The organism is Haloimpatiens lingqiaonensis (assembly GCF_901447495.1).
Taxonomy (GTDB): Bacteria; Bacillota; Clostridia; order Clostridiales; family Clostridiaceae; genus Haloimpatiens; species Haloimpatiens lingqiaonensis.
This window is the reverse complement of record NZ_CABDWS010000078.1, coordinates 1-12,893: the sequence shown is the minus strand read 5'-3', so window position 1 is coordinate 12,893 and position 12,893 is coordinate 1. Positions and strand designations below refer to the sequence as shown.

Below are 12,893 nucleotides of genomic sequence, written 5' to 3'. Positions count from 1 at the left end.
TCTTTCTTTTTAGACTTTTTTCCTTTAGGTTTATCTTTTCCTTGGATACTCAACCAAATTCCATCCATTTCTTGAAATAAAACTTTAACTTCTTTCGATCCATTTAATTTACCTTTTTTATTTAATAGTATTTTTCTTTCTTCTTTTTCTTCAAGTTTAGAACCTAATTTTTGTACTACATTCCATACTGCTGTATGACTGATTTCTTGGTTGGTTAACTCTTTAATGTTTTTTGCAGTATCCCTATAAGAAACATTAGTCACATTATCTACGATTTTTTCTACTAACGTAGTTGAAATATGTCCTATTGTATCCATTTGCAAATATTCATCTAATAAAAATTTATAAGCCAGTTTACCATCATCAGTTTTATACTCATATATACGTCTATCAAGTTCTATATTTCCCATTATAGTTTTTAAACACGTATGTTTAAAACCTTTATTTCTATAAACTTTAGTATCTCTTTCATCCAACAACCTTCGGTCTAGGTGCGTTAGCACCTCTTTCATGAACCTACATGCTTCTTCACATACATATTTATATATTTTTTTCTCTAAATCATTGAAAGTTATCTCTTTATCGTTTAAACTTGTATTGTACATAATATCACCCATTATCTTATAGTTTTCTTAACTTACATTATAATGGATTTTTTATGTACATGGGAGATACTTTTTGTATCTCCTTTTAAATTTTCTAAGCAGTAATTACTACTATCTTTGCCTACTAAAATTATACTCTAAGTTACTTGTTTTTCAAAATTAGCACATTTAGTATAGTTCCCTTTACCATCAAGGAACTCTTGATCTATAATTATGTTTGTTAGCGTACAATAATTTTCTGATTTAGAATGATGCTTACATTCTTTAACACTACATTTTATATTTTCATTATAATCCGAAATATTAAATCCCAAATTTTTATTATTCATTATATTTCTGCTCTTACTACAAAGCAGCTTTTTCACCTTCCTTTCATTATTTTATATTTTATTATTGCTTATACTTCACAAAATATATTATCTTTACTTAATAAATACTGTTTAACCCTTCAATAAATGCTATGTATTACGAATAAATATATTAAATTAAAAAAAATATAAACTCTAATTTAAAATCAGAGTTTATATTTAAATTTATGCTATTTCATTTCAAAACTTCCACAGTCAGTAGATTCCTGACTTTCTGCCATAATATCATTTTTTACTACTCTTATCTTATTTAATGTACAATAATCTGCATCTTTAGAATGGTATCTGCACTCATTCACTGTACATTCTATACTATCATTACGTTTATCTTTCATATTCAAACTCCCTCCTTATAAATTAATTCTTTATTATTATCTTCAAAAAATATTTTTATATTCATACATTTCATTTTAAATAATACCTGTCCCTATATAACAACAATACCTGTCCCTATTTTCTGAGGGACAGGTATTGTTGTTATATCATAGGCTTCATTATATCTTTTTTATAGTCATATATGAATATCAAGTTTCTTTTCTCTACGTCCTTGAACTTTTCCAATAGATTTGAAGTTTCTATAGCAGTTATAATAGTAATTTTTCGATTTTTTTCTAAAGATTCTTCCACCTTTTTAGTTATATCAAAATCTTTTAATTCATAATGGTAATAAACATCACTTCCAATAAACATATTTAATTTTTCCGCTATAGCATTGCCTTTCTCTTCTAAACTAATAAAAACATAATTCATTTTATCACCTAATTTCATATAATTTTCATAAGTAAACTCTCTATCACTTGCTTAAGATTAAACAACCTTTTTATTTAATTTTGTATATAATTCAATCTCTATGTTCTACTTCTGAAAAATTATACAACAAAAAAAACAATTTGTACAAATGATAAAATCAAAAATATTATTTTAAAAAATTTCTATTTCCAAAGAAATGTATATGAGCATATGCTCCCAATGCATTCTTCTTAACATAGCCACACTCCCACTGTTTTATTTCTCCTGTAATTGTTTCTTTTTGCAATTTATAAATTTTCCTCTCACTGCAATTTACCTTAGATTTATGGAATTCATGGCAGTTTATCTTACTTCCACTAGAAACTATGCTATTCTCTGCATTTACTTGAATTTGTGCATACCCAAAATTTTGGAGCCTATTTGTCATATAACTTACTCCATTAAAAAATCCAACAGTATCTTTAATGTTTAATCCTTTATAATTATTAAACATATATTTATTACTCTCATCTTCTTTATAATCCGTAGCTAATCCTTTAGTTAAATACATTAATCCTCCACATTCTGCAAAGCACTTAAGTCCATTATTTAATTGATCATGGATGCTATTTAACATTGATTTATTTTGAGAAAGTTCATCAATAAATACTTCTGGGTAGCCGCCACCTATATATAGGAAATCTATATTTTTAGGGAGCTTTTTATCAGCAATTGGACTAAAAAAAGTAACTTCCCCCATTTCCTGTAGCATCTCTAAATTTTCCTTATAGTAAAAACTAAAAGCTTTATCATAAGCTATGGCAATTTTCATATTTTTATTTTTCACGTGAAAATTATCCTCATACTGTTTACATTCATTCATGTTTTTTATGAGAGCATTTAAATCCACATGCTTATATATTAATTCAGCACAAATATCTATTTTACTGTTAATATCACTTATTTCACTACTTTGTATTAATCCCAAATGCCTACTTTTTATACTTAACCTATCATCCTTAGGTATATATCCGAAAACATTAGTTTTACAATTACTTTCTATGGCTATTTTTAATATTCTATAATAAGATTCACTTACATTATTTAAAATTATTCCACATATTTTCACATTATCAAAATTTATTATACCATTTATCTCCGCACACAATGTTGCCATTTGTGCACTAGGAGATAGTACTAAAACCACTGGTAAATCTAATAATTTTGCTACATGAGCAGTGGAGTATTCAGCATCTATTCCTTTACCATCGTATAAACCCATAACTCCTTCTACTACAGCAATATCTGCATTTCCCCTAGAAAAACTTGCCTTCACACCTTCTTCTCCCATTAGAAAAATATCTAAATTTCTAGATGATTTTCCTGTAATTGTAGAGTGAAATGCTGGATCTATGTAATCCGGTCCCACTTTATATCCTTGCACTTCGAATCCTTTATTCATTAACGCTTTCATTAATCCTAAAGTAACAGTGGTCTTTCCGCCACCACTTTTATTTGAACCTATAACTATTCCTTTCACTAATCTCCCCCCAATGGCTGCATATCTTTATAAAATGCGGTAAATATCCTAAACCTGTCCCTGATGATTTTTAACCTTTCCTTGTTATCTTACTACTAAATTTATTAAAAACCTCTTCATTAATTTATAAGATATATCTGATTATATATAGGGACAGGTGTTACTATTACTAGAAATATTAGAGACCTGTCCCTAGTTATCTTTAGGGACAGGTATGATAAAAATTAAAAAATTAATTTTTTAATTTTTTCTATGTATATATCTTGTATAGATAAATTTTCACCTAATCCATGTAAATAAACACTAGATTTAATTCCATTATTTTTTAATATGTTTTTCCATGAATCATCTTCATCTCCTGACATATCATTATTAGCATGGTCTCCAGCCACTAGCATAAATGGCATTAGTATCACATTATCTATTTTATTTTTCTTAAGTCTTCTTATTACGTTGTCTAAAGTAGGGTACCCTTCCACAGTACCTACAAACACATTTTCAAGGCCGTTTTCTTCTAATATGTACTGCAATAATGCATAGCAAGCATTAGAATAATGGGTAGTTCCATGACCCATTAAAACAACACCCTCATTACTTTTCATAGCCGAAACTTGATTTTTCAAAGCACATACTGCTTCTTCATACTCTTTTTCCTCATAAAGTAACGGAGTACCAATAATTATTTTTTCAAATAAATTCTTATATTCATTGACAGTTTCCTTTACTGCATCATATTCTATACCAGGAATTATATGTAATGGCTGAACTACAACTTCATTAAATCCATCCGTTTTCATTCTATCTAAAGCTTCTTTAGTGCTATCTATATGAATATTTTCATTTTGTTTAATCTTTTTTCTTATAATTCCAGAAGTAAATGCTCTTCTAATTTCATATCCATCAAAACTATTTTTAATTTTATTTTCTATAGCTTCTATGGTTAATTTTCTTGTTTCTTCATAGCTAGTACCAAAACTCACCACAAGAATTCCCTTTTTACAACTGTTAGCTCCACTCATACTGTTACCCTCCTACTGCTTTATTTAAGGAAAATTTTAAAACTACAAAACTTTTTTTAATTACTTTTTAGTTAGTTTCTTAATTTTTTATTATAAATATTCTTAATATATATTACCATTTCCTCAATACTCGTAAATACCGTATCTAATTTCTTATTACTTCTCTTAATCACAATAGCCCAAATCTCAGCAGCCATGGCCGCTTTCAACTTTTCCTCTGTTCCACCTTCCACGCCGCTATCTTTCATAATTATAACCTTAGCATCGTATTCTCTTATGAAGCTTAAATTTAAATCATAACTTATAGGCCCTTTTATAGCTATTAAATCTTCTACCTTAACGCCTAAATTAAAACATTCCTCCATGACCTTTAAAGATGGCAAAACCCTATGAATTATTCTATTTTCTAATCCCAAATTTAATATTTTATCCATGTTCCTACTTCCGCTGGTATTTAATATATTCCCTTTAATATTTTTCACACATTCATATATATCTTCATAGTTGTCCACCTGCATTAATTTTTCGTAGCTATCATATTTTTCTACAACTGATGGACGCTCATACCTTATGTATGGTATTTTGCATACTTCACATGCTTTTACCACATTCTTAGTAACCTCTAAAGCATATGGATGCGACGCATCTATAAAAATATTGATATTATGAATTTTTATAACTTCAATAATCTGTTCTAAATTTAATGGTGATGAATTTAAAACTTTATATTTATAATTTTCCAAAAGCTCTCCACCATATTTAGTAGCAGTGGAAATAAATAAATCTTCTGTGAACTCATTTAGCATAGATACTATTTTTTTACCCTCTGATGTTCCAACTATAAGTCCTATCATTTATTTACACCTTCATTTCTGCTATTATAAATTAAACTCTTCTTTCTTTTCATATCCTCTAGGAGTTATAAAAATATTGTCTTTAATATAGCTTTGACTATTTCCTATTATAACAATAGAAAGCATATCAACTACACTATCATCAAAATCATCTAATGTAAAAATGTAAGTCTCTTGTCCATCTCTCAAGGCATTTTTTACTACAGCCACTGGAGTCTTTCCATCTCTATACTTTCTAACAATATTCAATACCTCTGACAAATTGTTTGGTCTAGATTTACTTTTAGGATTGTATAAGGATATTATGAAATCCCCCTGTGTTGCTAATTCCACTCTCTTCTTTATAAGATCATATGGAGTTAATAAGTCACTTAAGCTTATGTTACAATTATCATGCATAAGCGGTGCACCTACAATAGATGCCGCGGCTGATGAAGCAGTAACTCCTGGTATAATTTCAACAACTTCATCATTTTTCATCTGAAGTATAAGCCCTGCCATACCATATATGCCAGCATCACCAGTACTTATTATTGCAACTTTTTTCTCCCTGCTTAATTCTAAAGCCTTTTTACATCTAGGAATTTCTCCCTTCATGCCTGTGGAGAAAACCTCTTTTCCTTGTATCAATGGAGTTATTAAATCAATATATTTAGTATATCCTATTATAACCTCACTATCTTCTATAGCCTTCTTAGCTTTTATAGTCATATGTTCAATTCCACCTGGTCCCATTCCAATTACATAAAGCTTTCCCATGTCTTTCTCCTCTCTAATATGTTCAAATATCTTCAAAATATCTTCAAGACCTGTCCCTGAAAATCTTCAAGACCTGTCCCTGCATTTATACAAGACCTGTCCCTGAATATTTTCGAATATTTTCCATTTCTTAAGACCTGTCCCTTATTTATGCATTTCTATTTATCTTAAAGACCTGTCCCTATATTTCTAGAAACCATCAATACCTTTTACTGTAAAATCATCCACTTATTCCGTATCACCTGTATTATATTATCTATGATTTTTCCGTACTTCAAGCCTATTTTCCTATGGCACAAGTCATACCATCCCTACCTAACTTATTCATCAAAAACGCTTCCCCTCCAGCCAATTCTACACATGGCTCACAAACACAGGTTACTCCTATTGTTTTTTCAACAAAATCACTGCCCTTATATTTGTGTTGAACCTTTTTTATATCCTCAATTGAAAATATTTTTAATTCTGCCTTTAATCTTTCTGATAAATTTATTATAGCAGCTTCATTCCTTTTTACTTCAACTGTAGCCACTGAGCTTATGGCTCTTAAATCTATATTTAAATTTTCTAATTCATCATAAATCATATTTAGCATTTTTTCTGCATCATAATTTTTTCTGCATCCTACGCCTATTACAATATTTTTTCTTATAAGTTTTAATACTGGTATATCCATTAAATCCAAAAATTTATTTTTATTAGTCACTGCCACTACTGCTGATATATTGTTTTTTCTAAGAAATTCATAAATTCCAATTTTACTTAACTCAAAAAATAAGTTATCTCCATTATTGAATTTATTTATTATCTCATTATCTGAATATGACATTTCCTCTAAATTAAAATATCCACTGGGAGTTTGTATAAGTCCTTCCTCATCTAAAAATATAACTTTTTCACCCTGCACCAATTTTGCCGATACATCCTTTGCCTTTTTCAAGTCTTCAATGACCAAATTATATTTTTTTGCAATAGTATCTGGGGCTACAATGCCTAAGTTGTCCGTTGCAGTAGTTATTATAGGCTGAGCTTTAAGAATATCTGCAACTTTTATTGTTAAATCGTTAGCCCCTCCTATATGACCGCTTAAAAGGCTTATTACATATTTAGAGCTGCTAGCAATTACTATTACTGCTGGATCTTTATCTTTAGATTCTATATAAGGAGCAATTGATCTAACAGCTATTCCCGTGGAAGATATAAATATAATATTTTGAAATTCCCTCATTATCCTTCTAGCTATATTATTTATTCCTTCTTTTACAACCATTTCTCTAGTATAAACATAGCATTCCATGCTAGAAGATATAATTTTTGCAATACTATCTCCAGCCTTAGTAACACTCACTATAACATTTTCCATATTTAGGACTCCTTTTTTATACCTTTAAGGCACTTAGAATGCCTGTCCTTGAAAATTCATCTAAACATTTCTAAGACCTGTCCCTGAAAATCATCCGTGAAAATCATCCGGGGTTTTAACACCTGTCCCTGACATTACCAACACCTGTCCCTGGGTTTTCACTGGGTTTTCTGCGACAATTCTGCTATTTTCTAAACATATGTGAGAAGTTTTTATCATATAATTTACTCTTATCATACTCACAATCGATGAAATCTCCTACTAGTATTTGAGCGCATCTAGTAATATTAGCTTCTTTTACTTTCAAAGCTATATCATCTAATGTGCCAACAACAATTCTTTCATCTGGCCAGCTAGCTTTTTCTATTACTGCTATAGGTACATTTCTGCCATAACCTTTTTTTAATTTTTCCACTACTTTTTCTATCATGCTTACAGATAAAAATATAGCCATAGACGCTCCTATTTTAGCTAAATTCTCTAAATCTTCCTTCTCAGGCACTGGAGTTCTTCCCTCCACTCTAGTAAGAATAACCGTTTGTGAAACATTAGGAAGTGTAAATTCTTTTTTTATAGCTGATGCTGCTGCTGCAAAAGAACTAACCCCTGGAATAACTTTATATGTTATATTGAATTTATCAAGCTCATCCATTTGCTCTTTAATTGCTCCATATATTGAAGGCTCTCCAGTATGTAATCTTACAACTAATTTATTTTCACCTTCAGCCTTTTTAATAACCTCAATAACCTCATCTAAATTCATAGAAGCAGAATTATATATTTCAGTACCCTCTTTGCAAAATTCTAAATGCTTATTATTTACCAAAGATCCCGCGTATATTACCACATCTGCTTTGCTTAAAACATCTCTTCCCCTAACTGTTATTAAATCCACATCTCCTGGGCCTGCACCTATAAAATATACCATTTTAATTCCTCCATTCATTTACGAAAACTCGTTTCATTAACAATTACTATTTTTATGAATTACTATTTTTTATGTGCTATTATCAAGCTCATGTATTCCCTGCTCTTTAAAATATCTTCTCTATTTCTTATAATTTCTTGTCCTTCTCTTCCAGCCTTTTTAATATATACATATTCATAGCCATTGCTATCCAAGAAATCTAAGACTTCTTCCTCAATCTTATATACCTTCATTATTGCTAAATTCTTTTGACCCTTAACTGTATCCAATCTAGTAGCTGGAAGTACCAATAAAGGTTCATCGCCTATTACTAAGTGTTCATTTGCAACACTAGCACAAGCACAAAATGAAGTTATTCCTGGAATAGTTTCCACTTCAAAACCATCATATTTTAAATTTTGTAAAAGATAAATATATGTACTAAATATAAATGGATCTCCTATGGTTAAAAAAACAACATCTTGACCCATGCTCAATTTTTTTTCAACTTCTTTAGCATTTTCCCTAATTTTTATTTCCTGCTCTGGTCCTCCCATTGGAAAATGCATAACCAAAACTTCAGCATCTTTTTTTATAAATTCCTTAACAGTATCATAAGCTATGCTTTTTCCACCATTCTTAGCACTTGGTACCACAATAATATTCGAATTTTGTATTATTCTTACAGCTTTTAAAGTTAATAATTCCGTATCCCCTGGTCCTACACCTATGCCATATAATTTTGCCATATTAAAATCCTCACTTTCTAATAATAACTCAAATAATTAAGCTCTATAAAATCTGCTTTTTAACTATTTACAATGCCTAATTTGTCAATTTAATGTTAATTTAATATTACTACAGAACTTGTATATACATATTTTTTCCATATTTTAATTAATCCCCTATTACTTTTAAATTAGATTTTTTAAACACCTTATATTTTTCTGATTTTATTAATTGAGATATTTGCATAATTAATAAATTTAAAATATAGGCTCAATATACTGTATTCACCAATTGAGTATGTACAATATATTCTTAAGAATTTATTTTAAAAGGAATTATACAGCTTCCTCAATTTAATATTTTTCTGATCTTATTATTTTTTATTAGCTACCAATATAAAAATTGGGTTGTTAGCTATAAGCATACCACTCTTGCCTTTAAGCTTACTTACAGCCACCTGTGTACATTCTGTCTTATAACCAATTTTATTTAAAAACTCCATGGCTCTGTATAAATTGCTTATGGTTATAAAATTTAAAACCATAACTCCATTTTCTTTCAATTTATTGCCATATCCACTTATAATATCCTCAATATTGCCACCACTGCCTCCAATAAATATAGCATCAAACTCATCTTCTATATTATTCATCACATCTAAAGCCTCACCTTTAATGAGCTCTAAATTTGTGCAATTAAATTTATTCTTATTTTCCTGCATAATTTCTATAGCATCTTCATCTTTCTCAATAGCTATAACTTTTCCTTCACTGCAAATCTTGCTGCACTGGATGCTTATGCTTCCTGTTCCTGCCCCTACGTCTAAAACTTTATAATTCTTTTGTAAGTTCATTTTACAAATACTTAAAATTCTAACCTCCTCTTTTGTCATAGGAGGATTTCCTCTTATAAATTCTTCATCTTTTATAAAATGCATTTTTCAATCACCACCACACATAAGTCACTGTAGCTCTTCCTTGCCATTTCTGAAAGAGTTCCAGAGGAAATTTTTTCATCATCATAGGATAAATTTTCTCCAACATATACCTTAATTCCTACACCTGTCCCTATTGATTTTCTTGATTCTACTAGACCTGTCCCTGCTGTTTCTACTACTGACTCTATTAAATCAGCTGTTAATTCTGTGGATTTCATTACACCTGTCCCTGACAATTTACTGACTTTGTCCACTGTTTTTATGCTTTTATCCGTTAAATTTAACCCTGCCTTTAATAATTTCTTACAAAGCTCATCGGGAGTATTTTTCTTGTCAGTAAGCCAAATAGATATCTTATGACTTTTTACCATATCCACAAAATCTTCTTCTCTACCATGCATACTTCCAGTAAAAGCCTCATTCCATGGAAGAGCTATTTTACTCATCATATATTGAAAAGAGCTTATTCCTGTTATCACTTCTATCTGTCCCTTATAATTGTTTTTAATATAGTTAGTTATTCCATAATAGCATGGATCTCCTGAAGCAGCTATTGCTATATCTTCATGGCAATTGTTATTTATATATTCCACTATTTCCTTTAAGCTCTTTACCTCAACCTTTTCATTTTTTATAAAATATAAGCTTTCTATGGCTCTTTTAAATCCCAACACCTTATGGACTTTTTCCATCACATCTACAGCCTTAGGAATTATATAATTCTTATGACCTGGTCCTATTCCTACTATATAAACCATAAAGTCCTCCTTATAGAATAAAATGTTTATTTGTTGTTTCTCTAATTTTATCATTATTTTACTTTTGTTATTTTACTTTTATTTTTAACATTCATTTTTATTTTTCTACTTTATACAATAACTTTTATTCTATTATCATTTAGCTTTTATGATTATTTGGCTTTTCTTGTATCATATAATATTCCAATATCCATGGAATACATTATAACCTCTGGAGAAATTTCATCATGGGTATAAGTTTTAATCCTATTAACTATTTTATTACATATGTTTTCGAACAGCTCAGTAAAATCCCATGAATCTTCTCTAAAGACTTTAGAATTACTTGTTAAATCATTATACCTGTCCCTACTTTTATCCATAGCTGCCTTGCTATCAACCTCACTACACCTGTCCCTGGTTTTGTCCCTAATTTTATCACACCTGTCCCTGGTTTCCTTGGTCATTCCACTTCTTTTCCACAAAAGATTTACGACCCCTTCTGTGGTCTTTTGGCTATAAACTTCTCTTACAAGTTCTACTGGCGCTCCCATTAATGCAAGTTCTAACGCCAGCACCTCTAATCTTACATCGCTAACCCTGCTATGGGTGTTAAAACATCCAGCAGATACTTTTCCTAGTTTGCCTACATGACCAACTACTGTAATGTTTTTAACTCCCTGTTGAACACAGCTATCCAATGCAAAGCCAACATAGTTAGACATTATAACCATAGCCTTCTCATTAAGTTGAAGTTTTTTAGCCATATCTTCTCCCATATTTCCAAACAAAAGAATTAAATCCTTTTGACCACTTTTAACCTTTTGACTTATTTCCAAGGCAATAGATTCCTTAAGTGCTTCCTCAGACATAGGCGTAACAATTCCAGTAGTTCCAAGTATAGATATTCCTCCAACTATATTCAGTCTAGGATTAAATGTTTTCTTGGCTATTTCTTCTCCCCTAGGTACAAAAATAGTTATTTCTACTCCCTTTTCTGAAGGCAATACCTCGCTAACTTCCTTTTCTATCATCTTTCTTGGCACTGGATTAATGGCATATTCTCCTACAGGTACATATAAACCAGGGCTTTTAACTATCCCTACGCCTTTTCCACCTTTTAAAATATATCCGCTTTCTCTGGTCTCAGCCCTAGCCCATATCTCCAAACCATCAGTTATATCTGGGTCATCCCCCGCATCCTTAATAACACAACATTGAACAAAATTTGTTCCTCTTTCAATTTTCTTAATTTCTAAATAAAGTTCAATGCCCTTTGGAGTTTCTATTCTTACATTATCCAAAACTTCATTATTGAAAAGCATCATAGTTGCCGCTTTAGCTGCAGCAGTTGCACAAGAACCTGTAGTATATCCGCACCTTAATTTTTTACCTTCACTATTAACATATAAATTTAGCATAATTACACACCCTATTTCTTGGTTTCTTATTATTCTCTTTCTATAAGCATGTACATTAAAGCATTTACAATAGAAGCTGCCACTGTACTGCCTCCCTTTCTTCCTCTAACAGTAATCATAGGCATGTCTAGTTTTTCCGCTTCTTCCTTTGATTCTGCTGCCCCAACAAAACCTATAGGACAACCAACTATAAATTTAGCCTTAGATTTTCCCTCTAAAATCATTTCTTTTAATCTAAATAATGCTGTTGGTGCATTTCCAAATACAAAAAATTCCACCCCATCATCTACAGCCTTCTCAACCGCTGCCATAGACCTAGTAATGCCTCTTTCCTTAGCTATTTCACTTACGCTACTTTCACTTACATAACTAATAACTTTACAATTTAACTTTTCTAAAGCCTTCTTGTTAATGCCTGAAGCCGCCATCTTTGTATCTGTATAAATAGTAACACCTTTTTTCAAAAGTTTTAGTGCCTCATCTATAGCTCCTGGTCTTATGTAAACTAAATCCTTGTACTCAAAATCTGCGGTAGTATGTATTGCCCTTTTTATTATTTGTAGCTCTCTCTCATTAAAATTATGAGCTCCCATTTCTTCCCCTATTATTTCAAAACTTCTTTTTTCTATATCCATTGGAACTTTTACGTAATCCTTCATAATTACCCCTCCTATGTTTTAAAGGTAGTGTAAAGTTTTTTACACTACTTATTAATTTTTACCTTTATATATCAATGGTTACAGAGTTTTTTTAATAAAAAAACAATGACCCCCTTTTTTATGCTATAATTGAATCGCTAAAACCAAAAATAACATGAAAGGATGTCATTGCTATGGATTCAATTATAACTTATTTAATTTCCTATAATCAATATCTTTTAAAAATAATTTATCAATTACTTATGTTTATTTGTAAATACATTCCT

15 protein-coding genes are annotated in these 12,893 nt (G+C 30.3%); all 15 read right to left on the bottom strand.

What is annotated here, in order from left to right:
- Window positions 1-605 (bottom strand): UPF0236 family transposase-like protein (locus FGK85_RS12725; RefSeq protein WP_171011315.1); only part of this gene is annotated, 605 nt, incomplete at its 3' end.
- 137 nt (window positions 606-742) lie between these two features.
- The gene (locus tag FGK85_RS12720) at window positions 743-970 is read right to left on the bottom strand and encodes a DUF1540 domain-containing protein (protein WP_138207203.1); all 228 of its coding nucleotides are present in this window, start codon (window positions 968-970) and stop codon (window positions 743-745) included.
- Window positions 971-1,143: 173 nt separating this feature from the next.
- Window positions 1,144-1,308 (bottom strand): DUF1540 domain-containing protein, encoded by a 165-nt coding sequence (locus FGK85_RS12715; protein ID WP_138207201.1) that lies wholly within the window; start codon window positions 1,306-1,308, stop codon window positions 1,144-1,146.
- A 142-nt stretch (window positions 1,309-1,450) separates the two neighbouring features.
- Window positions 1,451-1,723, bottom strand: coding sequence for a hypothetical protein (locus FGK85_RS12710; RefSeq protein WP_171011423.1), 273 nt, complete (start codon window positions 1,721-1,723; stop codon window positions 1,451-1,453).
- Between the two features lie 166 nt (window positions 1,724-1,889).
- Entirely contained in the window at window positions 1,890-3,242 is a 1,353-nt protein-coding gene (locus tag FGK85_RS12705; protein ID WP_138207197.1) for a cobyrinic acid a,c-diamide synthase CobB, read from the bottom strand.
- Window positions 3,243-3,466: 224 nt separating this feature from the next.
- Window positions 3,467-4,261: a sirohydrochlorin cobaltochelatase gene (locus tag FGK85_RS12700; RefSeq protein ID WP_138207195.1), complete on the bottom strand. Its 795-nt coding sequence runs from the start codon at window positions 4,259-4,261 to the stop codon at window positions 3,467-3,469.
- Between the two features lie 71 nt (window positions 4,262-4,332).
- Window positions 4,333-5,115, bottom strand: coding sequence for a cobalt-precorrin-6A reductase (locus tag FGK85_RS12695; RefSeq protein WP_138207193.1), 783 nt, complete (start codon window positions 5,113-5,115; stop codon window positions 4,333-4,335).
- Between the two features lie 24 nt (window positions 5,116-5,139).
- Complete coding sequence (cobJ, locus tag FGK85_RS12690) at window positions 5,140-5,874, bottom strand: precorrin-3B C(17)-methyltransferase (RefSeq protein ID WP_138207205.1); 735 nt, start codon at window positions 5,872-5,874, stop codon at window positions 5,140-5,142.
- Window positions 5,875-6,154: 280 nt separating this feature from the next.
- Window positions 6,155-7,237, bottom strand: a complete 1,083-nt coding sequence (gene cbiG / locus FGK85_RS12685; protein ID WP_138207191.1) for a cobalt-precorrin 5A hydrolase — start codon at window positions 7,235-7,237, stop codon at window positions 6,155-6,157.
- 184 nt (window positions 7,238-7,421) lie between these two features.
- The gene (gene cobM / locus FGK85_RS12680) at window positions 7,422-8,165 is read right to left on the bottom strand and encodes a precorrin-4 C(11)-methyltransferase (RefSeq protein WP_138207189.1); all 744 of its coding nucleotides are present in this window, start codon (window positions 8,163-8,165) and stop codon (window positions 7,422-7,424) included.
- Window positions 8,166-8,227: 62 nt separating this feature from the next.
- On the bottom strand, window positions 8,228-8,893 hold the full coding sequence (locus tag FGK85_RS12675) for a cobalt-factor II C(20)-methyltransferase (RefSeq protein ID WP_138207187.1): 666 nt from the start codon (window positions 8,891-8,893) through the stop codon (window positions 8,228-8,230).
- Window positions 8,894-9,246: 353 nt separating this feature from the next.
- Window positions 9,247-9,810, bottom strand: coding sequence for a precorrin-6Y C5,15-methyltransferase (decarboxylating) subunit CbiT (gene cbiT, locus FGK85_RS12670; protein ID WP_138207185.1), 564 nt, complete (start codon window positions 9,808-9,810; stop codon window positions 9,247-9,249).
- Window positions 9,798-10,568: a precorrin-6y C5,15-methyltransferase (decarboxylating) subunit CbiE gene (gene cbiE / locus FGK85_RS15825; protein ID WP_341472489.1), complete on the bottom strand. Its 771-nt coding sequence runs from the start codon at window positions 10,566-10,568 to the stop codon at window positions 9,798-9,800. The genes cbiT and cbiE overlap by 13 nt, the downstream gene beginning before the upstream one ends.
- Before the next feature lie 152 nt (window positions 10,569-10,720).
- Window positions 10,721-11,968, bottom strand: coding sequence for a cobalt-precorrin-5B (C(1))-methyltransferase CbiD (gene cbiD, locus FGK85_RS12660; protein ID WP_138207183.1), 1,248 nt, complete (start codon window positions 11,966-11,968; stop codon window positions 10,721-10,723).
- 29 nt (window positions 11,969-11,997) lie between these two features.
- The gene (locus FGK85_RS12655) at window positions 11,998-12,627 is read right to left on the bottom strand and encodes a precorrin-8X methylmutase (protein WP_138207181.1); all 630 of its coding nucleotides are present in this window, start codon (window positions 12,625-12,627) and stop codon (window positions 11,998-12,000) included.
- Between the last annotated feature and the right edge of the window lie 266 nt (window positions 12,628-12,893).

Excerpts from the sequence above, each read along its gene's own strand:
- FGK85_RS12700 (WP_138207195.1), bottom strand. The coding sequence starts at position 4,261 with ATGAGTGGAGCTAACAGTTGTAAAAAGGGAATTCTTGTGGTGAGTTTT.
- FGK85_RS12710 (WP_171011423.1), bottom strand. The coding sequence starts at position 1,723 with ATGAATTATGTTTTTATTAGTTTAGAAGAGAAAGGCAATGCTATAGCG.
- cbiE (WP_341472489.1), bottom strand. The coding sequence starts at position 10,568 with ATGGTTTATATAGTAGGAATAGGACCAGGTCATAAGAATTATATAATT.
- cbiD (WP_138207183.1), bottom strand. The coding sequence starts at position 11,968 with ATGCTAAATTTATATGTTAATAGTGAAGGTAAAAAATTAAGGTGCGGA.
- cobJ (WP_138207205.1), bottom strand. The coding sequence starts at position 5,874 with ATGGGAAAGCTTTATGTAATTGGAATGGGACCAGGTGGAATTGAACAT.
- FGK85_RS12655 (WP_138207181.1), bottom strand. The coding sequence starts at position 12,627 with ATGAAGGATTACGTAAAAGTTCCAATGGATATAGAAAAAAGAAGTTTT.
- FGK85_RS12695 (WP_138207193.1), bottom strand. The coding sequence starts at position 5,115 with ATGATAGGACTTATAGTTGGAACATCAGAGGGTAAAAAAATAGTATCT.
- cobM (WP_138207189.1), bottom strand. The coding sequence starts at position 8,165 with ATGGTATATTTTATAGGTGCAGGCCCAGGAGATGTGGATTTAATAACA.
- cbiG (WP_138207191.1), bottom strand. The coding sequence starts at position 7,237 with ATGGAAAATGTTATAGTGAGTGTTACTAAGGCTGGAGATAGTATTGCA.
- FGK85_RS12715 (WP_138207201.1), bottom strand. The coding sequence starts at position 1,308 with ATGAAAGATAAACGTAATGATAGTATAGAATGTACAGTGAATGAGTGC.
- cbiT (WP_138207185.1), bottom strand. The coding sequence starts at position 9,810 with ATGCATTTTATAAAAGATGAAGAATTTATAAGAGGAAATCCTCCTATG.
- FGK85_RS12675 (WP_138207187.1), bottom strand. The coding sequence starts at position 8,893 with ATGGCAAAATTATATGGCATAGGTGTAGGACCAGGGGATACGGAATTA.